The sequence below is a fragment of the Pseudacidovorax sp. DMC4 genome, from assembly GCF_056314265.1.
On record NZ_JBQUYR010000002.1, the window covers coordinates 507,595 to 532,750 of the forward strand.

The 25,156-nt window shown below is 69.8% G+C and carries 29 protein-coding genes; 14 read left to right on the forward strand and 15 right to left on the reverse strand.

Annotation, left to right across the window (positions count from 1 at the left end):
• Window positions 1-15 precede the first annotated feature (15 nt).
• Genes ACT54X_RS06060 through gstA (ACT54X_RS06070) form a run of 3 tightly spaced genes read right to left on the reverse strand, consistent with a single transcriptional unit; the run spans window position 16 to window position 2,332 of the window.
• Window positions 16-990 (reverse strand): Bug family tripartite tricarboxylate transporter substrate binding protein, encoded by a 975-nt coding sequence (locus ACT54X_RS06060; RefSeq protein WP_476345553.1) that lies wholly within the window; start codon window positions 988-990, stop codon window positions 16-18.
• A 31-nt stretch (window positions 991-1,021) separates the two neighbouring features.
• Window positions 1,022-1,678 (reverse strand): glutathione transferase GstA, encoded by a 657-nt coding sequence (gene gstA, locus ACT54X_RS06065; RefSeq protein ID WP_476345555.1) that lies wholly within the window; start codon window positions 1,676-1,678, stop codon window positions 1,022-1,024.
• A 27-nt stretch (window positions 1,679-1,705) separates the two neighbouring features.
• The gene (gene gstA, locus ACT54X_RS06070) at window positions 1,706-2,332 is read right to left on the reverse strand and encodes a glutathione transferase GstA (protein ID WP_476345557.1); all 627 of its coding nucleotides are present in this window, start codon (window positions 2,330-2,332) and stop codon (window positions 1,706-1,708) included.
• Window positions 2,333-2,836: 504 nt separating this feature from the next.
• Here gstA (ACT54X_RS06070) and ACT54X_RS06075 point away from each other — a divergent pair.
• From ACT54X_RS06075 to ACT54X_RS06125, 11 genes are all read left to right on the forward strand, one after another.
• Entirely contained in the window at window positions 2,837-3,823 is a 987-nt protein-coding gene (locus tag ACT54X_RS06075; RefSeq protein ID WP_476345558.1) for a Bug family tripartite tricarboxylate transporter substrate binding protein, read from the forward strand.
• Window positions 3,824-3,864: 41 nt separating this feature from the next.
• The gene (locus tag ACT54X_RS06080) at window positions 3,865-5,427 is read left to right on the forward strand and encodes an acetolactate synthase large subunit (RefSeq protein ID WP_476345560.1); all 1,563 of its coding nucleotides are present in this window, start codon (window positions 3,865-3,867) and stop codon (window positions 5,425-5,427) included.
• A 42-nt stretch (window positions 5,428-5,469) separates the two neighbouring features.
• Window positions 5,470-6,264: an SDR family NAD(P)-dependent oxidoreductase gene (locus tag ACT54X_RS06085; protein ID WP_476345562.1), complete on the forward strand. Its 795-nt coding sequence runs from the start codon at window positions 5,470-5,472 to the stop codon at window positions 6,262-6,264.
• A 29-nt stretch (window positions 6,265-6,293) separates the two neighbouring features.
• Window positions 6,294-7,331 (forward strand): WD40/YVTN/BNR-like repeat-containing protein, encoded by a 1,038-nt coding sequence (locus ACT54X_RS06090; protein WP_476345564.1) that lies wholly within the window; start codon window positions 6,294-6,296, stop codon window positions 7,329-7,331.
• A gap of 16 nt (window positions 7,332-7,347) precedes the next feature.
• Window positions 7,348-7,839 (forward strand): VOC family protein, encoded by a 492-nt coding sequence (locus ACT54X_RS06095; RefSeq protein ID WP_476345566.1) that lies wholly within the window; start codon window positions 7,348-7,350, stop codon window positions 7,837-7,839.
• Between the two features lie 41 nt (window positions 7,840-7,880).
• On the forward strand, window positions 7,881-8,483 hold the full coding sequence (locus ACT54X_RS06100; RefSeq protein ID WP_294365346.1) for an amino acid synthesis family protein: 603 nt from the start codon (window positions 7,881-7,883) through the stop codon (window positions 8,481-8,483).
• Window positions 8,484-8,503: 20 nt separating this feature from the next.
• Entirely contained in the window at window positions 8,504-9,376 is an 873-nt protein-coding gene (locus ACT54X_RS06105; protein ID WP_476345568.1) for an alpha/beta fold hydrolase, read from the forward strand.
• Window positions 9,373-9,669, forward strand: coding sequence for an NIPSNAP family protein (locus ACT54X_RS06110; protein ID WP_294365349.1), 297 nt, complete (start codon window positions 9,373-9,375; stop codon window positions 9,667-9,669). The genes ACT54X_RS06105 and ACT54X_RS06110 overlap by 4 nt, the downstream gene beginning before the upstream one ends.
• Before the next feature lie 31 nt (window positions 9,670-9,700).
• Entirely contained in the window at window positions 9,701-11,410 is a 1,710-nt protein-coding gene (locus tag ACT54X_RS06115; RefSeq protein ID WP_476345571.1) for a bifunctional 3-(3-hydroxy-phenyl)propionate/3-hydroxycinnamic acid hydroxylase, read from the forward strand.
• 124 nt (window positions 11,411-11,534) lie between these two features.
• Window positions 11,535-12,962, forward strand: a complete 1,428-nt coding sequence (locus tag ACT54X_RS06120; RefSeq protein WP_476345572.1) for an NAD-dependent succinate-semialdehyde dehydrogenase — start codon at window positions 11,535-11,537, stop codon at window positions 12,960-12,962.
• Window positions 12,963-13,155: 193 nt separating this feature from the next.
• Window positions 13,156-13,896 (forward strand): IclR family transcriptional regulator, encoded by a 741-nt coding sequence (locus ACT54X_RS06125; RefSeq protein ID WP_043118971.1) that lies wholly within the window; start codon window positions 13,156-13,158, stop codon window positions 13,894-13,896.
• A 194-nt stretch (window positions 13,897-14,090) separates the two neighbouring features.
• On the opposite strand, the gene ACT54X_RS06130 is transcribed toward ACT54X_RS06125, so the two are convergent.
• Window positions 14,091-14,327 carry a helix-turn-helix domain-containing protein gene (locus tag ACT54X_RS06130; protein WP_354320567.1) on the reverse strand — a complete coding sequence of 79 codons (237 nt, stop codon included), beginning with the start codon at window positions 14,325-14,327 and terminating at the stop codon, window positions 14,091-14,093.
• Between the two features lie 9 nt (window positions 14,328-14,336).
• Window positions 14,337-14,903 carry a hypothetical protein gene (locus ACT54X_RS06135; RefSeq protein WP_476345574.1) on the reverse strand — a complete coding sequence of 189 codons (567 nt, stop codon included), beginning with the start codon at window positions 14,901-14,903 and terminating at the stop codon, window positions 14,337-14,339.
• Window positions 14,904-14,949: 46 nt separating this feature from the next.
• On the opposite strand from ACT54X_RS06135, the gene ACT54X_RS06140 reads away from it, so the two are divergent.
• Window positions 14,950-15,981, forward strand: coding sequence for an aspartyl protease family protein (locus ACT54X_RS06140; RefSeq protein WP_476345665.1), 1,032 nt, complete (start codon window positions 14,950-14,952; stop codon window positions 15,979-15,981).
• Between the two features lie 46 nt (window positions 15,982-16,027).
• On the opposite strand, the gene arsH is transcribed toward ACT54X_RS06140, so the two are convergent.
• Genes arsH through ACT54X_RS06160 form a run of 4 tightly spaced genes read right to left on the reverse strand, consistent with a single transcriptional unit; the run spans window position 16,028 to window position 18,608 of the window.
• Window positions 16,028-16,750: an arsenical resistance protein ArsH gene (gene arsH, locus ACT54X_RS06145; protein ID WP_354320564.1), complete on the reverse strand. Its 723-nt coding sequence runs from the start codon at window positions 16,748-16,750 to the stop codon at window positions 16,028-16,030.
• Entirely contained in the window at window positions 16,743-17,165 is a 423-nt protein-coding gene (gene arsC, locus ACT54X_RS06150) for an arsenate reductase (glutaredoxin) (RefSeq protein WP_294365375.1), read from the reverse strand. The genes arsH and arsC overlap by 8 nt, the downstream gene beginning before the upstream one ends.
• 24 nt (window positions 17,166-17,189) lie before the next feature.
• Complete coding sequence (gene arsB / locus ACT54X_RS06155) at window positions 17,190-18,269, reverse strand: ACR3 family arsenite efflux transporter (protein WP_476345576.1); 1,080 nt, start codon at window positions 18,267-18,269, stop codon at window positions 17,190-17,192.
• Between the two features lie 9 nt (window positions 18,270-18,278).
• Window positions 18,279-18,608, reverse strand: coding sequence for an ArsR/SmtB family transcription factor (locus ACT54X_RS06160; RefSeq protein WP_354320562.1), 330 nt, complete (start codon window positions 18,606-18,608; stop codon window positions 18,279-18,281).
• A 310-nt stretch (window positions 18,609-18,918) separates the two neighbouring features.
• On the opposite strand from ACT54X_RS06160, the gene ACT54X_RS06165 reads away from it, so the two are divergent.
• Complete coding sequence (locus tag ACT54X_RS06165) at window positions 18,919-19,272, forward strand: alpha/beta hydrolase (RefSeq protein WP_294365383.1); 354 nt, start codon at window positions 18,919-18,921, stop codon at window positions 19,270-19,272.
• 149 nt (window positions 19,273-19,421) lie between these two features.
• On the opposite strand, the gene ACT54X_RS06170 is transcribed toward ACT54X_RS06165, so the two are convergent.
• From ACT54X_RS06170 to ACT54X_RS06185, 4 genes are read right to left on the reverse strand one after another with little or no spacing between them, the layout of a single operon-like run.
• On the reverse strand, window positions 19,422-19,751 hold the full coding sequence (locus tag ACT54X_RS06170; RefSeq protein ID WP_294365386.1) for a DUF202 domain-containing protein: 330 nt from the start codon (window positions 19,749-19,751) through the stop codon (window positions 19,422-19,424).
• On the reverse strand, window positions 19,752-20,171 hold the full coding sequence (locus tag ACT54X_RS06175) for a YidH family protein (RefSeq protein WP_354320561.1): 420 nt from the start codon (window positions 20,169-20,171) through the stop codon (window positions 19,752-19,754).
• A 36-nt stretch (window positions 20,172-20,207) separates the two neighbouring features.
• Entirely contained in the window at window positions 20,208-21,203 is a 996-nt protein-coding gene (locus ACT54X_RS06180; protein ID WP_354320560.1) for a Bug family tripartite tricarboxylate transporter substrate binding protein, read from the reverse strand.
• A 35-nt stretch (window positions 21,204-21,238) separates the two neighbouring features.
• Entirely contained in the window at window positions 21,239-22,567 is a 1,329-nt protein-coding gene (locus ACT54X_RS06185; protein ID WP_354320559.1) for a sulfatase family protein, read from the reverse strand.
• Window positions 22,568-22,659: 92 nt separating this feature from the next.
• Between ACT54X_RS06185 and ACT54X_RS06190 the strand changes: the two genes are divergently transcribed.
• Window positions 22,660-23,565 carry a LysR family transcriptional regulator gene (locus tag ACT54X_RS06190; RefSeq protein WP_294365397.1) on the forward strand — a complete coding sequence of 302 codons (906 nt, stop codon included), beginning with the start codon at window positions 22,660-22,662 and terminating at the stop codon, window positions 23,563-23,565.
• A 147-nt stretch (window positions 23,566-23,712) separates the two neighbouring features.
• On the opposite strand, the gene ACT54X_RS06195 is transcribed toward ACT54X_RS06190, so the two are convergent.
• Window positions 23,713-23,871, reverse strand: a complete 159-nt coding sequence (locus tag ACT54X_RS06195) for a DUF3309 family protein (RefSeq protein WP_017761920.1) — start codon at window positions 23,869-23,871, stop codon at window positions 23,713-23,715.
• Window positions 23,872-23,985: 114 nt separating this feature from the next.
• Window positions 23,986-25,146 carry a pyridoxal phosphate-dependent aminotransferase gene (locus ACT54X_RS06200; RefSeq protein ID WP_476345581.1) on the reverse strand — a complete coding sequence of 387 codons (1,161 nt, stop codon included), beginning with the start codon at window positions 25,144-25,146 and terminating at the stop codon, window positions 23,986-23,988.
• Window positions 25,147-25,156: the final 10 nt, after the last annotated feature.

Consider the following 25,156-nt stretch of genomic DNA (forward strand, 5'->3'; position numbering starts at 1 on the left):
CAATCGGTGCAGGTCTCAGTCCAGCGACACGTTGGCCTCGCGGGCCACGCGGCGCCATTTGTCCAGCTCGGCCTGCAGCTTGGTGCGGAATTGCGCGCCGTCGGCCGCCGTGACGACCACGCCACGGGCACCGAGCCTGGCCTCCATGTCGGGCGTGCGGATGACCTTGTCCAGCGCCGTGCCCAGCGTCTTGACGATGGCGGGCGGTGCGCCCGCGGGGGCGAACACGCCCATCCAGCCCTCGGCGACCAGGCCGTCGTAGCCCAGCTCCTGCAGCGTGGGCACCTCGGGCAGGCTGGGCAGGCGCTTGGGCGAGGGCGTGGCCAGGGCGCGCAGCTTGCCGGCCTTGATCTGCGGCAGCACGACGGCGGTGGTGTCGAAGGTGAAGTCCACGTCGCCGGCCAGCAGCGAGGACATTGCCTGCTGGCTGCCCTGGAAGGGCACATGCGTGGCGCGCGTGCCGGTGGCGTTCAGGAACAGCTCGCCGATCAGGTGGTTGGTCGAGCCCATGCCGAAGGACGAGTAATTGAGCTTGCCGGGCTGCGCCTTGGCCCTGGCAATCAGTTCCTGCACGTTCTGCACCGGCGAGCCCGCGGGCACGGCCAGCACGAAGGTCACGATGCCCACCTCGGTGACCGGCACGAAGTCCTTGAGCAGGTCGTAGGGCGCGGTCTTGCGCGTGACCGGGTTGATCAGCAGCTCCGCGCCGGTACCGAAGAACAGCGTCTGGCCATCGGGCTTGGCGCGGGCCACCGACTGCGCGCCGATGGTGCCGCCGGCGCCGGCGCGGTTGTCGATGACGATGGACTGGCCCAGCTCGGGCGCCAGCTTCTCGGCAATGAGCCGGGCCGCGCCATCGGTGCCGCCGCCGGGGGGAAAGGCCACCACCAGGTGCACGGGTGCGGAAGGGTAGGGGGTCGGCTGGGCGCAGGCCAGTGCCGGCGCCAGGGCTGCGAGGCCGGTGATCAGAAGACGTCGCGACAACGGCATGGTCGTTCCTTGCGGGGAGTGGGAAAGGCGGTCAGTGCGCCGGCGCGGCGGCGGTTGCGGCGGCCCGTTCGCGCTCGCGCACGCCCTGCGCAGCGGCCGCTGCCTCGGCGGCGCGCACGCTGGGGCGGGCGCCACAGCGCGCCAGGTAGGCCTCCAGATGGGGCCAGCCCTGCGTATCGATGGCATGGGCGCGGGTCCACATCGCGATCGTGTAGCAGTGCGCGTCGGCGATGGTGAAGTGCTCGCCGGTCAGGAAGGGGCGGCCGGCCAGCTGCTCGTCCACCCACTGGAGCTTGGCCTGCACGATGCCGCGCGCGATGGCCTTGTATTCGGGCGGCGTGATGGCCTTGAACAGCGGCATGAAGCCGCCCTTGTGCAGGTCGGCCGCGATGAAGCTCATCCACTCCAGCACGCGGTAGCGCGGCAGTCCCGAGGAGGGCAGCAGCGTGTTGCCAGGGCACTGGTCGGCCAGGTACTGCATCACGATGCAGCCCTCGCTCAGGTGCTGGCCGTCGGGCATCTCCAGCGTCGGCACGGTGCCCTTGGAGTTGACGCTGAAGTAGTCGCGGCCGTCCTCCAGCCGCTTGGTCTTCATGTCCACCCATTCGAGGGTGAGGGGCAGCTGCAGTTCACGCGCGACGATGTCGACCGCGAGCGAGCAGCCGCGGACTTCGTGGTAGAGCTTCATGGGGGTTCTCCGGAAAGGGGGCGGGGTTCAGGCACCGGCGCGGCGGGCGATCTCGACGCGTTCGGCAGCGCGCGCCGCCTGCACGCTGGGCCGCGCATCGATGCGCTGGACATAGGCATGCAGGTGCGGCCAGGCCGACAGGGGCATGGCCTGCAGCTCGGCCCACATGACGATCGCGTAGGCATGGGCGTCCGCGGCCGTGAAGCGGCCGCCGTGCAGGTACTCGCGCGTGGCGAGCACCTCGTCCAGCCAGGCCAGGCGGCGCTGCACGTTCTCGGTGGCGATGCGTCGGTACTCGGGCGGCGTGTTCGCGCGGAACAGCGGCGTGAAGCTCTTGTGCAGCTCCGAGCCGAGGAAGTTCATCCACTCCAGCACCCGGTAGCGGTCCATGCCGAGCGCGCGGGGCAGCAGCGCGTCGGCACCGTGCCGGTCGCAGAGGTACTGGATGATCACCGCGGCCTCGGTCAGCACCTGGCCGTCGTCCGTCGCCAGGGCGGGCACCTGGCCCTTGGGGTTGACCCGGTGCAGGTCGCTGCCGTCGGCCAGCCGCTTGGCGCGCACGTCCACCCAGGCCAGATCGAGTTCGACGCCGATTTCGCGCGCCACCACGTCCACGGCCAGTGCGCAGGTGTGGGGGGTGAGATAGAGCCTCATCGCGCCGCACTCCGGTCGCGGTCGCCGTGAGGCGGGCTGGTGCACGCATGCACCAGCTTGTTGCATAGGGTCGAATGCATGGTCATTGGATTACTGCTATGCGATAAATATGCCATCCGAGCCAGGCGCGTCGTGCTGGTGTAACTACTCAATGCCAACCATCCGGTGGATGCCGGCCGTGCACCTGCTTCGGGAGATCGACGTCTCGCTGGCCCAGGCTGTCCACCGTGGCTGTTATCGCATGGCGGGAATATCGAAAAGACAGGGCAGGCGCGCGCATGGAACGTTAGTTGATTGCCGGGATCGCGTATGGATGAAATGGCGCATTAGGTGAAAACACCAAAGTCAAATAATAGTGCTGTGTTTTGTCTAAACGAGAAAACAGCATACTATTTGGTTGCCGACGAGGTGTCCGATGCCGCCGCCGTCCATTGCCGCCCAGGCGCGTCTCCCCCGGCGCCTGGTGCCGGCCCCGTCTTCGCAGGGGTGCCAAGGAATCGTGCAATGAGAAGGAAATTCGTTCTTCAGGCCTGCGGTGCCATCGCACTGGCGGTCGCTTCGTGGTGGATGCCGCTGCAGGCTTCGGCCCAGGGCAACTGGCCTTCGCGGCCCATCCGCATCGTGGTGCCCTACCCACCAGGCACCGGGCCCGACGTCATGGCCCGGCTGGTGGCCGACGGCCTGGGCAAGGAGCTCAAGGCGTCCATCGTGGTGGAGAACAAGGCCGGGGCCAACGGCATCATCGGCACGTCGGAGCTGGTCAAGGCGCCGGCCGACGGCTACACCTACCTGCTGGTCGACCGGCTGACCCTCACGGTCAATCCGCTGCTCTATCAGCCGCCCTACGACCCGAAGAAGGACCTGGTCTCCGTCAGCAACATCGCCGACGTGAACCTCTACCTGGTCACCAGCGCGCAGCTGCCGGCCAACGACTTCAAGTCCTTCATCGCCTACGCCAAGGCAAACCCGGGCAAGGTCAGCTTCGGGACCGGCGGCGTGGGCAGCGTCATGCACCTGAACATGGAGCTGCTGCAGTCCGGCACCGGCGTGCAGTTCCTGCATGTGCCCTACAAGGCGCTGGCCGAGGTCATCCCGGCCATGCTGGGCGGGCAGGTCGAGGCCACCTCCGGCGGCGTCGAGGCCATGCTGCCCTATGTGCAGAAGGGCAGCTTCAAGCTGCTGGCGGTGGGCGCGCCCACGCGCCAGACCATCGTGCCCAACGTGCCGACCATCATGGAGGCGGGGGGCTCGGACATGCTGCTGTCCACCTCGTATTCCTTCCACGCGAAGAGCGGCGTGCCGCCCGAGATCCTGGCGCGCATGAACGAAGCGCTGACCAAGGTGCTGTCGCAGCCCGAGCTCAAGCGCTGGGCCGGCGAGCGCGGCCTGGGTGCGGGTGCGTCGACGCCGGCGGAGCTGGATGCCCGCATCGCCGTCGACAACGACCGCATCGGCCGCCTGGTGCGCGAGCGCGGCATCAAGGTGCAGTGACGCACCGCTTTTCCAGACACAAGCAAAAGAGGACATCGGCGATGACTGAGCAGACTGGCGCCCAGGCCCTGTGGGCGGCGCTCTCCGGCGAAGGGGTGGACACCTGCTTCGCCAACCCCGGCACGACGGAGCTGGACCTGGTGCGCGCCCTGGAGGGCCAGGACGCGATCCGCTGCGTGATCGGTCTGCAGGAGAACGTCTGCACCGGCGCGGCCGACGGCTATGGGCGCATGACGGGGCGGCCCGCCGCCACGTTGCTGCACCTGGGGCCCGGCTTCGCCAACGGCATCGCCAATCTGCACAACGCGCGGCGCGCCCGCACGCCGATCGTCAACCTCATCGGCGACCACACCAGCTGGCACCTGCCCTTCGATGCGCCGCTCACCTCGGACATCGAATCGCTGGCGCGGCCGGTGTCGGGCTGGGTGCATCGCATTGGCAGCACGGCCGATGCGCCGCGGGCGGCGGCGCAGGCGGTGCACCAGTCGCTGGCCGGGGGCGGGCAGGGCGCCACGCTGATCTTTCCGGCGGACTACCAGGCCGAGGCGCTACCGGGTGCGCCTGCGGCGCCCGCGGCAGTCGCGCTGCCTGCCGCGGCCGACGCGCCTGCGCTCGATCTGGCGGCCTGCGCACAGCGCCTGCGTTCGGCGCGCCGCGTCGTCATCCTGCTGGGCGGTGGCGGCGAACGCGGCGGCCTGGGGGTGCGCGCCCAGCGGGCGGCCGCGCGCCTGTGTGCGGCGCTGGGCGCCACCGCGTATGCCGAGACCTTTCCGGCCCGTGCGGAGCGCGGCCAGGGCCTGCCGGCCTTCGACCGGCTGCCCTACTTTCCCGAGCCGGCGCGCGCGGTGCTCGATCCCGCCGACCTCGTGCTGCTGGCCGGCGCGCTGCCGCCGGTCACCTACTTCGGCTACACCGGCCATCCCAGCCTGATGGTGGAGGCCGAGCGCCTGCTGAGCCTGGGCGCGCCCGGCCATCCGGTGGCCGAGGCGCTGGAGCAGCTGGCCGACGCGCTCGATGCACCGGCCTTCGAAGCGCCCGTGCATCCGCTGCCCGCCGCACCCGCCGGCCCGCTCACGCCCGCCGCCATCGGTGCCGTGCTCACGCGCGCCCTGCCCGAGGGGGCCATCGTGTCGGTCGAAGGCGGCACCTGCGGCTATCCCTTCTATGCCGCCTCGGCCGCGGCGCCGCTGCACACGGCGCTGACCAACACCGGTGGCGCCATCGGCCAGGGCCTGCCCGTGGCCGTGGGCGCGGCCATCGCCTGTCCGGGCCGCCAGGTGGTGGGCCTGCTGTCGGACGGCAGCACGCAGTACACGATCCAGGCGCTGTGGACCATGGCGCACGAGCAGCTCGACGTGGTGGTGCTCATCGCCGCCAACCACCAGTACGCCATCCTGCGCAACGAACTGCGCCGCGGCGGCGCTGCGCTGGGCAAGCGGGCCGAGGCGCTGACGGCGCTCGACTCGCCGCGCATCGACTGGGTGGGGCTGGCCCAGTCCTACGGCGTGCCCGCCACGCGCGCCGCCACCGCCGAAGAACTCGCGGCCCAACTGCAAGACGCCTTCGGGCGCCGCGGCCCGGCGCTCATCGAAATGGCCCTCTGACGTCCTGCGACGGGCCGCAACGCATCCAAGGAGCAATCGAACATGGACCTCAGACTCAAGGGCAAGGTGGCCGTCGTGACCGGCGGCAGCCTGGGCATCGGCCGCGCGGTGGCCGAGGCCTTCGCGGCCGAAGGCGTGCGCGTGGCCATCGTGGCCCGCAGCCAGGGCGCGCTGGAACAGGCCGCGCGCGAGATCACCGAAAAGACCGGCACCGAGGTGCTGGCCGCCCCCGCCGACGTGAGCGACACGGCGCAGGTGCAGGCGGCCGTCGACAAGGTGTCGGCGCACTTCGGCCGCATCGACATCCTCGTCAACGGCGCGGCCCATCCGGGCGGCCTGGTGCGTAGCGAGATCGAGAACGCCGATCCCGAGGGCCTGCTGCAGGACATCGACATCAAGGTCGTGGGCTACATGCGTTTCGCCAAGGCCTGCGCGGCGCACATGCGCAAGGGCGGCTGGGGCCGCATCGTCAACATCGGGGGGCTCACCGGTCGCGGCAGCAAGCAGCTCTCAGGCATGCGCAACGTGGCCGTGGCCCACATGACCAAGACACTGTCGGACCAGCTCGGCCCCTCGGGCATCACGGTCAACGTGATCCATCCCGGCGTGGTGGAGACGCCGCACATCCACGAGCTCTATGCCAAGGAGGCCAAGCTGCAAGGCCTGACGCCCGCGCAGGTGGAGGCCAACTACGCCAAGGCCACGCCGATCCGCCGCGTGCTTCAGGTGGACGAGATCGCCGACGTGGTGCTCTTCCTCTCGTCCGACCGGGCGGCGGCCATCACCGGCGAATCCATCGCGGTCGATGGCGGCATCACCCGCGGCATCTTCCTCTGAGACACGCAACCATCCAAGGAGCGAGCGACATGAACGGAACCATTCTGGTGGGCACGGCGGGGCAGGGCATCCTGCGCAGTGTGGACGACGGCGCGACCTGGCACCGCCTGGGCCTGAAGGAGGCCATCGAGTTCGACGGCACGGTGCGGGCACTGGCGGTGGACCCTGCCGACCCCAGCCGGGTGCTGGCAGGTGCGGACGTGGGCATCTGCCTGTCCACGGACGGCGGCGCCCACTTCCAGCGCATGACCTCGCCCGCGGACGGCCGGACGGTCTGGGCGCTGGCCTTCAGCCCCACGGACCCCCGGCTGGTGCTGGCCGGCACCGGCGCGCCCTCGCGGGCCTGCATGTTCCGCTCGCGCGACGGCGGCCTGAGCTGGGAGCAGCTGAATGTGGAACTGCCCGAGTTCTGCGCCGGCGTGAACCGCCCCCGCATCCTCACCATCGCCTTCCATCCGCAGAAGGCCGGCGAGGCCTGGTTCGGCGTGGAAGAAGGCGGCGCCTGGCGCACCCGCGACGCTGGCGACAGCTGGGAGCGCATCGACACGCCCGGCCGCGGCATCAACAACTCCGATATCCATGCCATCGCGGTGCTGCCGGCCACGGCCGACGCACCGGCCAAGCACATCGTCGTCACCGTCAATTCGGTGTGCGAGAGCACGGACGATGCCGAGAGCTTCCGCTGCCACCCGTCGAAGGACCGTTTCGACGGCCTCTACTACACGCGCACGGTACAGCCGCTGGACGCCGAAGGCAGGCAACTGCTGCTGGCGATCGGAGACGGCACGCCGGGCTCGCGCACGCGCATCTACCGCTCGGAGGACCGCGGCCAGACCTGGGCGCAGACCCTGCTGAACACGGCGCCCAACTCCACCGTCTGGGCCTTCGGCACGCATGCCAGCGACCGCGGCCTGCTCTTCGCCGGCACCAAGTACGGGCATTTGCTGCGCTCCACCAACGGCGGGCGCACCTGGTTCAAGGAATGGCGCGACTTCAGCGAGATCACCTCGGTGGCCTGGACGCCCTTCGTCGCACCCGTGCACGCCCACCCGCAGTCCATCAACTGACCCGCACAGCTTTGCCATGAACACCCTCGCTCCCGCAGCTGCCGCCGAGCCCGTTCGCCCCCGCATCCGCCGCACCCATCTGGCGTTGTTCGTGAAGGACCCCTTCGCTTCGGCGCCCTGGTACCAGGAGGTGCTGGGCATGCAGGTCACGGCGCGCGGCGCGCGCTGGGTGTTCCTCTCCTTCGGCCAGAAGCACCACGACATCGCGCTGATCCAGGTCGACGAACCCGAGGCGGCCAGCCGGGGCAGCGTGAACATGCAGCACTACGGCCTGGAGATCGAGGGCGGCCTGGACGACCTGCGCCGCCTCTACGGCATGCTGCTGCGCAAGAACGTGGAGGTGGTCAAGACCACCGACCACAAGGTGGGCTACGGCCTCTACTTCCACGACCCGGACGGCCATCGCTTCGAGTTCTTCCTGGAGACGGTCCACGACGACGAGGAAGGCCGCCGGCTGCTGGGCGAGTACAACGCGCCCAGCGATTCCTTCGACCTGCAGCCGCTGTGAGCCGCAGGCCGCGAACCTTCACTGATCCATCGACACGCACCATGAGCAACCCCGACCTCAGCGCCTTCCACATCCGCAAGTGGTACCTCCAGATCGAGGACACCCTGGCCGGCGAGACCGGCGCCCCCGCCGACGGCGAGCCGCTGCGCAAGATCGTCATCGCCGCCTGCCTGCGCAACCCCTTCGCGGGCCGCTATGTGCAGGACCTGTCCGAATGGATCGGCCCATCGCCCGAACTCGGCAAGGAGTTCGGCCGCCGCATCCGCGAGGCCGCCGCCGGCCAGCGCATCGAAAGCTACGGCAAGGCCTGCCTCGTGGGCATCGACGGCGAGTACGAGCACGGCAACGCACTGCTGACCAACCCCGCAGCCAACCCGGTGCGCGAAGGCGTGGGCGGCGGCAAGTCCTGGGTGCCGTCCACCGGCAAGCGCGGCGGTCCGGGGACGATCATCGACATCCCGCTCGCGCACAAGGACGCGCTGTACGTGCGCTCGCACTACGACACCGTCTCCACCATGTTCGGCGACGGCCCCAACCGCGACGAGGTGGTGCTGATCTGGGCCTTTGCCACCCGCGGCCGGCTCAATGCCCGCCTGGGCGGCCTGAAGGCCTCGGAGGTCAAGGGCGAGGACGGCCTGGTCTGAGCGCGGCGGGAGAGCCATCGATGCAACGCCGCGACCACCGCCTGAGCCTGAACGGCCTGGGCTTCCATGTCACCGAATGGGGCGAGCCCGATGGCTGGCCGGTGCTGATGCTGCATGGCATCCGCGGCTATGCCGAGACCTTCGCCGGCGTGGCCGCCGCGCTGCAGCCGGGCGTGCGCGTCATCGCCTTCGACCAGCGCGGCCGCGGCGAGACCGACTGGGACCCGAGGCACGACTACTACACCGATGCCTACGTGGCCGATGTCGAGGCGCTGGTGGCGCAACTGGGCCTGCAGCGCTTCGACCTGCTGGGCCATTCCATGGGCGGCATCAATGCGATCGTCTATGCAGCGCGGCACCCGCAGCGGCTGCGCCGCCTGGTCATCGAGGACGCCGGCCCCGGCGCCTTCGAGGCCAGCGATGGCGCCACCCGCATCCGCAAGGAACTGGCGACCACGCCCACCACCTTCGCAAACTGGGACGAGGCCGCGGGCTTCATGCGCGCACTGCGCCCCACCGTGACCGAAGAGGCGCGCCAGCAGCGGCTGCGGAACATGCTCAAGCCGCTGGCGGGCGGCGGCTTCACCTGGCGCTACGACCACGCCGGCATCGTCGCCACGCGGCTGAACCCCGACCCGGCCCGCAAGGTCGATCTGGCCATGCATGTGGAGCAGCTGCGCTGCGAGACGCTGGTGGTGCGCGGGGGCCGATCCGACTATCTGCAGCCGGCCATGGTCGCGCACATGCAGGCGCTCAATCCGCGCATCGCCGCCGTCGCGATTCCCGACGCCGGCCACTACATCCACGACGACCAGCCGGCGCTGTTCGCCGAGGCCGTCACTGCCTTCCTGAAGCGGCCCGACGGCGCCGCCAGCGATCCGATCCGACCATGATCCACGAACTGCGAACCTACACCCTGGTGCCCGGCGGCGTGCGCGACTACCTGCGCATCTACAACGAGACCGGCCGCGAGCTGCAGACCCGCACCCTCGGCCGCCTGGTCGCACTGATGACGCCCGAGAGCGGCGATGTGAACCAGCTGGTCTTCCATTGGGCCTTCGACAGCCTGGACGAGCGCAGCCGCCGCCGTGCAACGCTGATGGCCGACCCGGCCTTCGCCGAATTCCGCAAGCAGGTGCGCCACCTGCTCGTGCGGCAGGAAAGCCGGCTGCTGTCTGCGGCCTGAGGCCAACCGTTCCCGATCCAGGAGTCCCCCCATGAGCTCGCCCGTGGAAGAAGAAGTCCCCGTCCTCATCATCGGCGCCGGCCCGGTCGGCGCCACGCTGGCCAACCTGCTGGGCACCTACGGCGTGCGGACGCTGGTGGTCGAGCGCAGCCCCGCGGTGCTCGACTTTCCCCGCGCGGTGGGCCTGGACGACGAGGCCCTACGCACCTTCCAGGCCACCGGACTGGCCGCGGAGATGCTGCAGGACATGATCCAGAACGTGCCCATGCGCATGTACACGGCACGCAAGCAGTGCTTCGCCGAGATCCTGCCCAGCACGCGCGAGTTCGGCTGGTTCCGCCGCAACCTGTTCTCGCAGCCCCTGGGCGAGAAGACGCTACGCCGCGGGCTGGCACGCTTTGCCGACGTGCAGCTGCGGCTGGGCCTGGAGCTGGTCGCGCTGGCGCAGGACGAGGCCGGCGTCACCGCCACCCTGCGCGACGAAACCGGCGCGGAGCAGCAGGTGCGCGCCGCCTATGTGGTGGCCTGCGACGGCGGCCGCAGCACCGTGCGAGAGATGCTCCAACTGCCCTACGAGGGCCGCACCCATCCGGCCAAGTGGGTGGTGATCGAATGCGACCAGGACCCGCTGGACGCGCCCTACACCGCGCTGCACTGCGAGCCCGAACGTCCCTATGTCTGCCTGCGCCTGCCCTACGGCCTGCGCCGCTGGGAGTTCATGCTCTTCCCCGGCGAGGACGGCGAACAGATGCTCGCGCCCGACAAGGTGCGCGAACTGCTGCGCCGCCATGTGGCCGATCCGTCCGCGCTCAACGTGATCCGCGCGCGGGTCTACACCCACAACTCGCGGGTGGCGGCCAGCTTCGTGAGCGGCCGTGTCTGCCTGGCCGGGGACGCCGCCCACATCACGCCGCCGTGGATCGGCCAGGGCCTCAACGCCGGCATCCGCGATGCCTTCAACCTGGGCTGGAAGCTGGCCTGGATCCTCCAGGGCCGGCTGCGGCCCGAACTGCTGGCCAGCTACCACGACGAGCGCCATGCCCATGCCAAGGCCATGATCGACCTGGCCGACACCTTCGGTGCCGTGCTCTCGCAGCGCAATGCCTTGCTGGCCTGGGTGCGCGACCGCTTCTTCATGGCCATCCGCGGCATTCCCGCGGTGCGCGACTACGTGCTGCAGATGAAGTTCAAGCCCATGCCGCGCTTCGTGCGCGGCGTGGTGCGCAACAGCGGCGTTGCGGCGCGCGATGCGCTGGTGGGGCGCATGTTCATCCAGCCCAACGTGGAGCGCCGCCGCGGTGGCGCCGAGAAGCTGGACGATGTGGTCGGCGCGCGCTTCGCGCTCATCAGCTGGCGCTGCGATGCGCTGGCCGATGCGCCGCCTTCGCTGCGTGAGCAGCTGGCGCGCCTGGGTTGCGACCACTACCTGGCGGTGCGCTCGCGCAGCGCCGGCAACGAAGCGGGCTCCCCCATGCCGCTGCAGCCCTCGGGCACCGTGATCGAGGATCTGGAGAACGGCCTGCATCTGTGGTTCCAGGGCAAGGACGTGGACTGGGTGCTGATCCGCCCCGACCGGTTCATCGCGGCCGTCGGTCGCCGCGACGACGCGGTGGCGGAACTGGGCGCCTTCTGCGACACGGTGCTTGCGCCGATGGACGCGGCGCCTGCCGCGCAGGTGATGGCGCCCGCAGGGAGGGCGGCCGAGCCTGCGCCTGCCCAGACCGACGCGATCGCCGCCTGACGACGTGCTCCCCTCTCCCGCGAGGGCAGAGGCCGTCATCCCCCGACCCCGCGCGGCCCCGCCGCCAGGCGTCGGCCTGCGCCGCGAACCCTGCCGCCGCCTTCCGCCCGCTCGACCTAAGTCCATGTACCCCGAACTCTCCCTCTACATCGCCGGCCGCTTCATCGGGGCCGAAGGCCGCCGCACGCAGGCCGTGCAGGACCCCGCCACGCTTCAGACGCTGGGGCAACTGCCCTGGGCCGAGGCCGAAGATGTGGCCTCGGCGGTCGATGCCGCCCACGCCGCCTTCGGCCAGTGGCGCCGCGTGTCGCCCGTCGAGCGGTCGGACCTGCTGCGACGCGTCGCCGCGCTGGCGCGCGAGCGCGCCGCGGTCATCGGCCACGCCATGACGCTGGACAACGGCAAGCCGCTGGCCGACGCGGTGGCCGAGGTGCTCAATGCCGCCGAGCATGTGGAATGGCATGCCGAGGAAGGCCGGCGCATCTACGGCCGCGTGGTGCCGGCCCGCCAGCCGGGCGTGCGCCAGCTGGTGGTGCGCGAGCCCGTCGGCGTGTGTGCCGCCTTCAGTCCCTGGAACTTCCCCTTCGGCCAGGCCATGAAGAAGGCCGCTGCCGCCATCGCCGCCGGCTGCCCCATCGTGCTCAAGGGGCCGGAGGAATCGCCCAGCGCCCTGGTGGCCATGGCGCAGCTCTTCCACGACGCAGGCCTGCCGGCAGGGGTCTTCAACCTGCTGTGGGGCGTGCCGGCGGACATCTCGCGCCAGCTGATCGAAGCGCCATCGGTGCGCGTCGTCTCCTTCACCGGCTCGGTGCCCGTGGGTCGGCAACTGGCGGCGCTGGCCGGGCAGCACATGAAGCGCATGACCATGGAGCTGGGCGGCCACGCGCCGGTGCTGGTCTTCGACGATGCCGACGTGGACGCCGCCGTCGCGCTGCTGGCGCGGCTGAAGACGCGCAATGCCGGCCAGGTCTGCGTCTCGCCGAGCCGCTTCTACGTGCAGTCGGGCATCCACGACCGCTTCGCCGCCGCCTTCGCCGAGGCGCTGGCTGCCGTGAAGGTGGGGCATGGCCTGGAGCCCGGCGTGCAGATGGGGCCGTTGATCCATGGACGGCGCTTCCAGGCGGTGCAGGCGCTGGTCGAAGACGCCCGCGCGGCCGGCGCCGAGCTGCTGACCGGCGGCGGCGGCCTGGGCGCGCAGGGCCACTTTCACGCGCCCACGCTGCTGGTGCAGGTGCCGCCTGGCGCGCGCGTGATGCACGAGGAGCCCTTCGGCCCCATCGCCGCGATGGCGCGCTTCGACACCGTGGAAGAGGCCCTGCAGCAGGCCAATGCCTTGCCCTTCGGCCTGGCCAGCTATGTGTTCACCCGGTCGCTGCAGACCGCCACCTGCGTGGGCGACGGTCTGGAGGCCGGCATGGTCAACATCAACCATTCGGGCATGGCCCATCCCGAGCTGCCCTTCGGCGGCATCAAGGACAGCGGCTTCGGCAGCGAAGGCGGCACCGAGTCCTTCGACCCCTTCCTGAGCACCAAGCTGATCACGCAGGCGTGAGCGACCCCAGGCCGCCCACAGCCGCCTGCGAGAGACCCGGCATGCAGGACGTATTCCTCGCGTCGGGTGCGGGCCGTCCCGCCGTGCAGGGCCGGGTGCGGCCCGGAGCGGCGAGGTGCGTGGCGGAGAATGCGGGCCTGCCGCGCCCCCGCGGCTTCCTCCCGCTTTGCCACGCCGACCGCGCTTCCTGACGATGAACAGCCTCCGACGCATGCTCGATGTCCTCGACCTCTTCCGGCCCGACCAGCCGGTCATCGATGTCGAGATCATCTGCCAGCAGCTCGGCTACACCCCGGCGAGCGCCTACCGCTACCTGCGCGAACTGGGCGACGCGGGCCTGCTGGTACGGCTGCCGCGCGGCTATGCGCTGGGCCCGCGCATCATTGCGCTGGAGCACCAGATGACCGACTACGACCCGGTGCTGGTGCGCAGCCGTGATCTGGTCGAGAAGCTGGTGGCCGAGACCGGCCTGGACGCCATGATCAGCGAGTGGTACGGCGATGCGGTGGTCAACGTGCTGATCCGGCGTGGCCCCGACCCGGGCCCGGCGGGCGGTGGCCGCGGACGGCCCATCGACCTGTTCCATAGCGCGACCTCGCGCGTGGTGCTGGCCTACCTGCTGCCGCGGCAGATCCGCCGCATCTTCGATGCCCATGCCAGCACGCCCGAGGCGCAGGCCCAGGGCCTGGAATGGAAGGCGTTCTCCAAGGGCCTGCTCGCCATCCGCAAGCAGGGCTACTGCATCAGCGAGAGCGAACTGCATGCGGGTCGCACCGGCGTGGCGGCGCCCATCTTCGATGAGAAGCAGCGCGTGCTGGGCAGCATGACGCTGGTGGGCCGCAACGAGCGCTTCCGGGCCTTCCAGGAAAGCTACCTCTGCAACCTGGTGACCACGGCCGCCGCCGAACTCACGGCGCGCATTGCGCAGCAGTAGGGCGCGTGCCGGCCGGGGCATTGCAGTGCCCGGCGAGGACCACGAACGTCAGCCCGCAGACTCGTCCGAGATCTGTTCGGATGGCTTGTTCGCGGCGTCGAAGGGGACTGCGCCAGTCGGATGGCTGCCCGTCATACGCCGCGTGAATTCAACCGCCGGCTCCCGCGCGTCGCTGCCACGCGTGGCGAAGCCCGCTATGCCTCATCCTCGTCTGCCGGTGCCGTCGCGTCCCCGGTGTAGGTCAACAGGTCGCCGGGCTGGCATTGCAGGTAGGCACAGATCCGCTCCAGGGTGTCGAAGCGGATGCCTTTGACATGGCCGCGCCGCAGCAACGACAGGTTGGCCTCCGTGATGCCGACGAATGCGGCGAGGTCCTTGGCGCGCACGTTGCGCTGCGCCAGGATGACGCCCAGGGTCACATGGATCGGCATGGCGGTGGGTCAGATGATCTGGGCGTGGTCGTCCGCGATGCGCGTGGCCTCGTCGAGCAGTGCCGCGAGTTGCCAGGTCACGGCCGCGAAAAGCAGAAGGATGACCTCGCGCGAATCCAGCCCCAGGGCCAGCCGGAGCGGTCCGCCGAGCGCCCCCGACAACACCAGGCCGATCACTGTGGGGCAGAGCAGGCCCAACACCGCGGCGACCAGCGTGCATGCCGCAAAGCACCGCAGCCGGACCACGAGCGTCCGGGAAAGCGGCGGGTCGGCCGCCATGCGCAGCAGGCCGAGTCCGGCCCAGAGCAGGGCGGCCCCCATCATCAGCGCGGGCGCCATCGCCAGGAGGGCCACACCGGCCCAGACAGGCCAGGGCAGCGCGGGCACGGCCGATGCAAGGTCCGGCGCTGTGGGCACCGCGCGGGTGAGCCACTGCGCGGCTGGTAGTTGCCAAAGTGCACACGCGGTCAGCAGCGGCAGCAGCAGGCCCGCCAGCAACACGGCCCACCCTACCAGGGGGGCGTGGCGGGCCGCTCGCAGACTGGCAGCAACTGGAAAAGGCGGGGTGGCGGGCATGCGTGCTCCTTGCCTTGGCGCTTGACATCCCATCGTCACCGCACGGCTGCAGGCGCTTGAGGCCTCGCTGGTGCTGGACACCGGGGCCGATGCCACCGTGCTGGACCTTCGGTTGGCGCGCGCGTTGGGACTGCCGTTGTCTCGGGAAGTGGTGTCAGGTTCGGGCGGTAGCGGCCCCTCCGGCGAGATCCGCCGCGCCGTGGTGCCGCGCTTTGCCGTCGGGGGTGCACTGCGGCGCGACCAGCCGGTGTATGTCACGGCATTCCCGCGCGAGTTTCCTTGGGACGGCGTGCTGGGTGCCGACTTCCTGCGGACCTATGCCATTCGCGTCGACTACCCGCGTGGCCGCCTCGGTCTGGTCCCGGCGACATCGCGGGACGGCGTGCGGCAACTGCTCGGCCCTGAGCCCTGGTTGCCGCTGCGGCGCCGTGCCTCGGGAAAGCTGCTGGTCGAGGCGGACTTGGACGGGGTCGTCGGCTGGTTCTCGATCGACACGGGAGCAGGCCAGGCGGTCACCCTGTTCGCGCCTGCCGTGGAGCGCCTCGGGCTGCGCACACGCTGGGGCCGTGGCGTGCGCCTCGCAACCGGCGTGACGACGGGCGGCGTCGACCATGCCGATTGCGTGCGCGCGCAAGCGCTGCACTTGGGCGCCTACCGGCTGCAGCGCCCCGTGGTCGAGCTGTCGCTGGCGCGCGGCGGCCTGTTTGGCAGCGACGCCTGGCTGGGCAACATCGGCGGCGAGTTGCTGCGCCGCTTCAACCTGGCGCTGGACGCCTCCGGTGGACATCTCGCGCTGCAGCCCAATGCGGCCTTGGACGAAGCCTTCCCGGGTCCGCGCGCCGGTTTCATCTGGCGCGACACGGATCGGGGTCTCGAGGTCGCCGAGGTGCTGGCCGACGGGCCAGCTGCGCTGGCGGGCCTGCAGGAGGGCGACCTGCTGCGCGCGGTGGACGGCCTGCCTCTGGGTCCAGGGCAAGGATGGACTCTGCGCAAGGCCCTGCGCGCGCGTCCTGGGACGGCCGTCCACCTGATGACCGCCGAGGGACCGCGGGCGCTCGTGCTCAGGGAACTGGTCTGAGACGTCGGCTCGTGCTCCGGCCGGCCTGCTTCTCTCTGGACAGCGCTCAGAGCCCCGCCTGCCCGACCCGCTGGCTCAGGGCCTGCGCGCTCTCCTTGCGCTCGCTGTAGCGATCCAACAGGTAGGGCGCCACGTCGCGGCTGAGCAGCGTGAACTTCATCAGCTCTTCCATCACGTCGACGATGCGGTCGTAGTAGGCCGATGGCGTCATGCGTCCGGCTTCGTCGAACTCCTGGTAGGCCTTGGCGACCGAGGACTGGTTGGGGATGGTCAGCATGCGCATCCACCGGCCCAGCACGCGCATCTGGTTCACCGCATTGAAGGACTGCGAGCCGCCCGAGACCTGCATCACGGCCAGCGTCTTGCCTTGCGTCGGGCGCACGGCGCCGACCGAGAGCGGGATCCAGTCGATCTGTGTCTTCATCAGACCGGTCATGGCGCCGTGGCGCTCGGGCGAACACCACACCATGCCCTCGGCCCACTGGGTGAGCGCGTGCAGCTCCTGCACTTTCGGATGGTCCGCCGGCGCGTCGTCCACCAGCGGCAGGCCGGACGGATTGAACATCCGTGTCTCGCCGCCGAGCGCGCGCAGGATGCGGGCGGCCTCTTCGGCGGCCAAGCGGCTGTAGGAGCGCGCACGCAGCGAGCCATACAGCAGCAGGAAGCGTGGCGCATGGGTGCTGCGCTCGGTCGGCATGAGGCGCCGGATGTCGGGCAGTTCGAAAAGCGCGCCGTCGACCTGCGGCAGATCGTGGATGGCCTCAGACACGGCGGCCCTCCGCGTCGACGACCGGCTGGCCGTCTTCCTTGTCGAAGGCGCCGCGCTGCGGCTGGGGCAGCAGGTCCAGCACCGTCTCCGACGGGCGGCAAAGGCGGGTGCCGAGCGGCGTGACCACGATGGGGCGGTTGATGAGGATGGGGTACTGGCCCATGAAGTCGATCAGCTGCTCGTCGCTCCATGTCGGCGCGTCGAGGCCGAGCTCGACGTAGGGCGTGCCTTTCTCGCGCAGCAGCGCGCGCACCGGCATGCCCATGGCCGCGATCAGGCCGACCAGGGTCTGCCGGTCGGGTGGCGTCTTCAGGTACTCGATGACCAGCGGCTCCTCGCCGCTGTTGCGGATCAGGGCCAGCACGTTGCGCGAGGTGCCGCAGTCGGGGTTGTGATAAATCGTGATGTCGCTCATGGGGCAGGGGTCAGGGGTCAGGGGTCAGGAAGCGGACGCCGCGCCACGCTCGTACCAGCCGCGCGAGCGGTTGACCAGGCGCACGACCAGCAGCATCACGGGCACCTCGATCAGCACGCCGACCACGGTCGCCAGGGCCGCGCCGGAATGGAAGCCGAAGAGGCTGATGGCGGCCGCCACGGCCAGCTCGAAGAAGTTGCTCGCACCGATCAGCGCCGAGGGGCAGGCGATGGCGTGTTTCTCGCCCACTCGCCGGTTGAGCCAGTAGGCCAGTCCGGAATTGAAGAACACCTGGATCAGGATCGGCACCGCCAGCATGGCGATGACCAGCGGCTGCTGCAGGATGGCGCGACCCTGGAAGGCGAACAGCAGCACGAGCGTGAGCAGCAGCGCTGCGATGGAGAGCGGGCCGATGCGCGCCAAAGCGGCATCGAAGCGTGCCTGGCCTTTGCGCAGCAATGCGCGTCGCCAGAACTGCGCCACGACGACGGGGATGACGATGTACAGCGCCACGGAGGTCAGCAGCGTGGCCCACGGCACGGTGATCGCCGACAGGCCCAGCAGCAGTCCGACGATGGGCGCGAAGGCGAACACCATGATGGTGTCGTTCAAGGCCACCTGCGACAGCGTGAACACCGGATCGCCCCCCGTGAGCCGGCTCCAGACGAAGACCATCGCCGTGCACGGCGCGGCCGCCAGAAGGATCAGGCCTGCCACGTAGCTGTCGAGCTGGTCGGCCGGCAGCCAGCCGGCAAAGACATGGCGGATGAAGAGCCAGGCTAGCAAGGCCATCGAGAAGGGCTTGACCGCCCAGTTGATGAACAGCGTCACGCCGATGCCGCGCCAGTGCTGTCGCACCTGTCCGAGCGCACTGAAGTCCACCTTGAGCAGCATCGGGATCACCATGACCCAGATCAGCATGCCCACCGGCAGGTTGACCTGGGCGATTTCCATGCGGCCGATGGCTTCGAACACGCGCGGCGCGGACTGGCCCAAGGCAATGCCCGCAAGGATGCAAGCCAGGACCCAGAGGGTCAGGTAGCGCTCGAAGGCACTCATGTCCGCGTCTGGCTGGCGGCGGCTCGAAAGAGAGGGAGGGGTCATCGTCGTTACTCAGCAGGCGGTGCACCTGGGCGCTGCGGCGACGACGTCGCAGGCTTCGCCCTGACAGCAGTGCTCGGTCATGTAGCCCAGCAGATCGTTCATGCGGGCGAAATCGGCGCGATAGACCAGGTTGCGGCCCTGGGGCTCGATCGTCACCAGGGCGGCATGGGCCAGTTCCTTCAGATGGAAGGACAAGGTATTGCGTGCCACATCGAGCTGATCGGCCAGCGTGCTGGGCGTCGCTCCCTGAGGCCCGGCCACGACCAGCGCGCGGAACGCCCGCAGCCTTTGCGGATGGGCCAGGGCGGCGAGGGCGGATACGGCTTCGCTTTCGGTCATTGTTCGATGATACAAGAGTTATTGAATCAGTCGCGCGTGTTCGTGGGGCTTGCACTGGGCCTACGAAAGGCACCCGCGTGCGCAGCGGGCCGCGACCGGGCAGGGTTGCCTCGCGTCAGCGCGCGCCAGCGGCCCGCGGTAGACAGGGATTGTTTCTTGCGGCGGAACACCACGTTCGGCAATGCCTCGGGTTTTCCCTGGGTCGGCGGTCCACAATTCATCTCACGGGCCAGCGATTGAACGCAGACCCGAAGCCGGTGAGGCAGGTGCCCCGCCCGCTCTGTTCAACGCTCTGCTTAGGAGAAAAATCATGACCAAGACCTCGAAGATCATCGCCCTCGCCGCCCTGTCGTTCGCCGCCGTTGCCGGCGCCAGCGCCGAGGAATACCAAGGCGTCGTCGCCCCCGTGTCGGCCTTCAGCCGCGCCGAAGTGAACGCCCAGGGCGTGCAAGCTGCTCGCGCCGAGCAGAACCTGGAATACGTTGGCCAGCAAGTCGCCGTGGCCCCCGCCGCTCCCCGCAGCCGCACCGCCGTCCAGACCGAAGCCGTGGCCGCTGCCCACAATCCCACGTCCAACCTGGACGCCAAGGCCTTCGTGAACAGCACGATCCCGACGCAATACACGCAAGGCAGCCTGTCGGTCTACCGCAAGGCGGCTCTGTAATAGACGCCGCCCAGCACGACGCCCGTTGTCAGCGGGCGAGGGCGGGGCGGATGCCTTCGGGTAACCCGGAAGCCGGTATGCGAAAGCATGCCGGCTTTCTGTTTTTAGGGCCGACGCCCGCGATTGCGCGGCTCCTGATCTAGGGCGCGTCAGTGCCAGTGGCCGAGCAGGATCGAAGCCAGGCCGGTCGCCGAGGCCAGCAGCGTGGCCGCCGTCACGGCGCGCATGGCCAGCGGATCGGCCAGGGCTTCGGGCCCATGCTCCGACAATTGGCGCCGCCGCAGCCGGCCGAAGCTGAAGACGGCCGCGGCAGCCACGACCAGCGCGCCGGAGAGCACCAGCAGCGGCACCGAGTCGTGCACATAGCCGCTGCGCAGATTGAGCACGGCATTCAGCAGCAGGCCGGCGGCGGTCCGCGTCCAGGACAGCGTGGTGCGCTCAGGCTGCAGGCCCGGGTCGCGGCCGGCGGCGGTGGACATTCAGGCGCGATGGATGGCGATGGCCCAGGCCATCAGCACGGCGAGCACCGCGCAGATGAGCACCACGGCCACTGTCAGGATGGCCAGCATGCGCGAATGGGGAAGTGCACCGCGGTGCCGCATCGAGACCTCGTTGTCGCGCCAGCGCGTGTAGGCCAGCGAGGCCAGCGTGCCGGCCACCACGCACAGCAGGATGGCGGTGCCGACCACCAGCAGATGGGGCTGTAACTTGGTGGAGAACTGGTCGAGCAACACGCCCGCCGCCAGCACCGCCAGCGCCGTGCGGACCCAGGCCAGGAAGGTGCGCTCGTTGGCGAGCGTGAACCGGTAGTCCGGCTCTTCGCCGCTGGAGCGCCATGCCGGCCGGGGCTGGGTGCGGGGGGCGGGGCCTGCCTTGTGTTCAGTGTCGTTTTCGGCCATCGCCCGAGTATCCGTGTGTGCCGGCTGACTGCCGCCTCAGTCGGCCACGAAGCCGGTGGCCTTGACGATGCGCGCCCATCGCGCGGACTCGTCGTTCATCTTCTTGAGGAAGGCGTCGCCGCAGATGTCGGGCGAGGGCGCAAGGCCCGAAAGCGCCATGCGGCTGCGGAACTCCGGCGAGGCCAGCACCTTGCGGTGCGCCTCGGTAAGCCGTTTGACAATGGGTGCGGGCAGGCCGGGTGGGCCGTTCAGGCCGAACCACACGGTGGTCTCCAGCTGCGGCAGGCCGAGTTCGCGCACCGTGGGCACGTCGGGCAGCTCGGGAGCACGCGTCGGCGCGGTGGTGGCGAAGGCGAGCAGCTTGCCTGCCTTGATCTGCGGCGTGGCGGTGGCGATCTGCACGAAACCCAGCGGCGCCATGCCGCCCACCATGTCGGTGATCTGCTGCGGGCTGCTGCGGTAGGGCACATGCGTCATGGGCACGTTCAGCGCTTCGCTCAGTTGAAAGCCCAGGAAGTGCGCCGGCGAGCCCGGCGAATACGACGAATAGGTGGGCGGCGTCTTCTCGGCCTTGAGCCACTGCTGCAGGCTCTTGAAGTCCTTCGGCCCTAGCGACGGATGGCTGGCGAGCACGAGGCCGGCGTCCACGCCCTGGCAGATGGGCGTGAAGTCGGCAGGCGTGTACTTGGCCCTGGGGTTGGCGTTGGGCGTGATGGTCAGCATGCCGGCCGTGCTGACCATCAGCGTGTAGCCATCGGCGGGCGCGCGCAGCATCTGCTGTGCGGCCACCATGCCGCCCACGGCCGGCGAATTCTCGACCACGATGGGCTGGCCCAGGTCGCGCGACATGAGGTCGGCCAGTGCCCGGGCATAGACGTCGGGTGGGCCGCCTGGGGTGGAGGGCGCGATCATCTTGATCGTCTTGGTGGGCCAGGCCTGGGCATGGGCACCGACGCCGGCGAAGGCGCCGAATGCCAGGCAGGCGGCGATCGCCGTACGGCGGGCGACGGCCGAGCGGGTTGAAGGGGTCATGGTCTGTCTCCTTGGATGTCGAGGGGGCGCAACGCTCAGCGCTGCGGCATGTCGCGGTACGAATAGCCCAGGCTCACGGCCGCGTCGTCGGGGATGGCGGGCACGGATTCGTTCCAGGCGAGCCAGTCCTCGCGTAGCGCCTGGAAGCGTGCGGGTTCGCGCGTCGCCAGGTTGGCGCGCTCGCGCTCGTCGGCGCGCAGGTCGAAGAGGTACTCGTGCTCGTCGACCTTGAGGTACTTCCAGGGCCCACGGCGCAGGGCACGCTGGCCGCGGTGGTTCATGCGCCAGTACAGCGGGCGCTCGAAGCCCTGCGACGGATCGCGCAGCACGGCCGCCAGCGAGACGCCATCCAACGTGTGGCCCTCAGGCGGCGCACCGCCGCCCAGCTCCAGCATCGTGGCCGACCAGTCCATGGTCATGCAGTGCTGGGCGCTGGTGGTGCCAGCGGGAATGGCGGCCGGCCAGTGTGCGATCCAGGGCACGCGGATGCCGCCTTCGGTCAGGTCCATCTTGCCGCCCACCAGCGGCCAGTTGTCCGAAAAGCGCTCGCCGCCGTTGTCGCTGGTGAAGACGATCAACGTGTTCTCCAGCAGGCCTTCCGCGCGCAGCGTGGCGACCAATTGGCCGATGCCCTCGTCCATGTGGTGGATCATGCGGCGGTAGGTGTGGATGTTGCCGCCGTCCAGGTGGAACAGGTTGGCGGCGGTCTCGGCGGCCACATGCGCGTCGTCGCGCGTTTCCCACGGCCAGTGCGGCGCCGTGTAGTGAAGGCTCAGGAAGAAGGGCTTGCCGGCGCGGGCCTCGGCCGCGCGGGCCTGCACATGGCCCACGGCGCGGGCGGAGAGCAGATCGGTGAGGTAACCCGTCTCATGGTGCTCGCTTTCGCCGACGTAGAGGTCGTGGTCGCCGCGGCCCGAACAGTGGGTGAAGTAGTCCACACCGCCGGCCATGATTCCGTAGAACTCGTCGTAGCCCGAGCGCAGCGGACCGAAGCTGGGCGGATAGCCCAGGTGCCACTTGCCGATCAACGCCGTGGCGTAGCCGGCATCGCGCAGCAGCGAGGGCAGGGTGGGCATCTCGGGCGGCAGGCCCAGCGTGGTGCTGCCCTTGCTGCGGCTGTTGATCGGCTCTTCCATGCCGCCGCGCAGGCGGTACTGGTAGCGCATGGTCATCAGCGCGAAGCGCGTGGGCGAGCAGACGGGCGAGTTGGCATAGCCCTCGGTGAAGCGCAGGCCGCCTTGGGCCAGGGCGTCGATGTTCGGGGAGACGAGGCCGAAGTCGGCGCTGCGGCCACCGTAGCAGCCGAGGTCGGCATAGCCCAGGTCGTCGGCGACGATGTAGATGATGTTGGGTCTGGAGGTCATGACAGCGTGCACTGCGAGGAGCAACCACCGAGCTTAGGCAGGATGTACCCATCCGTAAAATTGAAAATCACGCGCCAACCATAAAAATTCCGATGGATCCTCGGCACCTGGTCCAGCTCGCGACCATCCTGGAAAAAGGCTCGATCACCCAGGCGAGCCGGCATCTGCATCTCACGCAGCCCACGCTCACCCACAACATGCAGACGCTGGAGATGCAGGCCGGCGGCCAGCTCTTCGAGCGCAGCCGCTACGGCGTGCGCAGCACGCCGCTGGGCGAGATGCTGGCGCGCGAGGGGCGGGCCATTGCGCGCCGGCTCAAGGACGCCGCGGAGGTCAGCGCGCGGCACCGCGGCGGCATCCGGCGCCAGTTGCGCATCGGCTCGGGGCCCATGGTGGGCGCCGCGGTGCTCGACGAGGTGACGCGCGCCCTGCTGGCCCGTTTCGACGACCTGGCCCTGTCGGTGCGCAGCGACCGGCCCCATGTGCTCGTTGAGCAGTTGATCGACGGCCAGCACGACTTCGTCATCGGCCCCTCCTGGCTGGAGCGACCGCCGCAGGGCATCGAGCGGCGACTGCTGGTGGCCGACACCCTGGGCGTGTACTGCGGGACGGGCCATCCTTTCGCCGGGCGGACATCGCTGGCGCACGGCGAGGCCGACGCCGCCGACTGGATCAGCCTGGGGACCGCATCGCCCTTCGACCAGGACGTGCAGAGCATGCTGGTGGGCGGCGGCGTGCAGCAGATGCGGGCACAGGTGACGGTGCTGGGCGAGGCCTTCGTGCTACTGGAGATGCTGGCGCGCGGGCGGCACCTGTCGGTGCTGCCCGACTTTCCCTTGCGGCGGCTGAGCCAGCGCTTCGGGCTGGTGTCGTTGCCGTGGCCGGGACCGCCCGCGGCGCGGCCCATCTACCTCTGGAACCGGACTACGACCACCGAGAGCGGACTCATGGCGCAAGTGGGAGAACTGATCCTGTCGCAGGTGCGGGCGCTGGCCTGAGCGGCGCGGGCGAAGCGGACTTCAAGGTTCGGGCAGAGAGCGACTTGCGCCGGAGCTGCGCCAAAGACCGACGAGAAAAACCGCCCGCGTCGGCCGGGTCTTCGACCCAGCCCGCGCGGGCGGCTTCTTGGTGGTGCGCGCGGAGGGCTAGATTCGTCCCATGAGCAGCAGCACGATCACGATCACGAGCACCAGACCCAGGCCGCCGCTCGGGCCGTAGCCCCAGCTGCGGCTGTAACCCCAGCTGGGCAGGGCGCCGATCAGCAGCAGGATCAGGACGATGAGCAGGATGAAGGAAAGGGACATGGCGTAGCTCCGAGCTCTGTGAGTTGTTGACAGAGCGGATGCTGCGCATGTCGAAGGGGCCGGGCAGACGGCGGCGGGCCCCTTGCGCTGTCAGGCCCTCGCCGCGGTCGGGTGTCAGAGTTTTGCCAGCCTCGTCAGCGCATCGCGCAGCGTCTCATCGCGCTTGGCATAGCAGAAGCGCACCACGCGCTGGTCGAAGCCATCGCCATAGAAGGCCGACAGCGGGATCGCCGCCACGCCGATCTCGCGCGTGAGCCACTGGCAGAAGTCGGCCTCCGACAAGTCGCTGACCGCCGAGATGTCCACGCACTGGAAGTAGCTGCCCTCGCTGGGCAGCAGCCGCAGGCGGGTGCGTGCCAGGCCTTCGGCGAACAGATCGCGCTTGCGCTGGTAGAAGGCCGGCAGCTCGACATAGGGCGCCGCATCGGCCATGTAATGCGCCAGCGCATGCTGCATGGGCGTGTTGACCGTGAACACGTTGAACTGGTGCACCTTGCGGAACTCGGCCGTGAGCACGGCCGGCGCGGCCACGTAGCCGACCTTCCAGCCGGTGACGTGATAGGTCTTGCCGAAGCTGCTGACGATCAGGCTGCGCGCCGCCAGTGCCGGGAAGCGGGCCACGCTCTGGTGCAGGGCACCGTCGTAGACCATGTGCTCGTAGACCTCGTCGCTGATCACGAACACGTCGGTGGGCGCGAGCAGGGCTTCGAGCTGGCGCATCTCGTCGGCGGTCCACACGGTGCCGCTCGGGTTGTGCGGCGTGTTGATCAGGACCGCGCGCGTGCGCGGCGTGAGCGCTGCGGCGATGCGGTCGAAGTCGGGCCGGAAGCTGCCGGGCACCAGCGGCACGCGCACCACCGTGCCGCCGGCCAGCTCGATGTTGGGCACGTAGCTGTCGTAGCAGGGCTCCAGCACGATCACCTCGTCGCCCGGCCGCACCAGCGCCAGGATGGCGGTGATGATGGCCTGCGTAGCCCCGGCCGTGACGGTGATCTCGGTGCCGGCGTCGTAGCGCCGGCCGTAGAGCGCCTCGATCTTGGCGGCGATGCGCTCGCGCAGCAGCGGCACGCCGGTCATCGGCGGGTACTGGTTGTGGCCGGCGGCCATGGCGGCCGTGACGGCGTCCAGCAGCTTCGGGTCGCAGCCGAAATCCGGGAAGCCCTGGCCCAGGTTGACGGCGCCGTGCTCGGTCGCCAGGGCGGACATCACGGTGAAGATGGTGGTGCCCACGGCGGGCAGCTTGGTGCCCGGCTCGGGCGTGCGGGGAGCGGTCATGGCAGTGAAG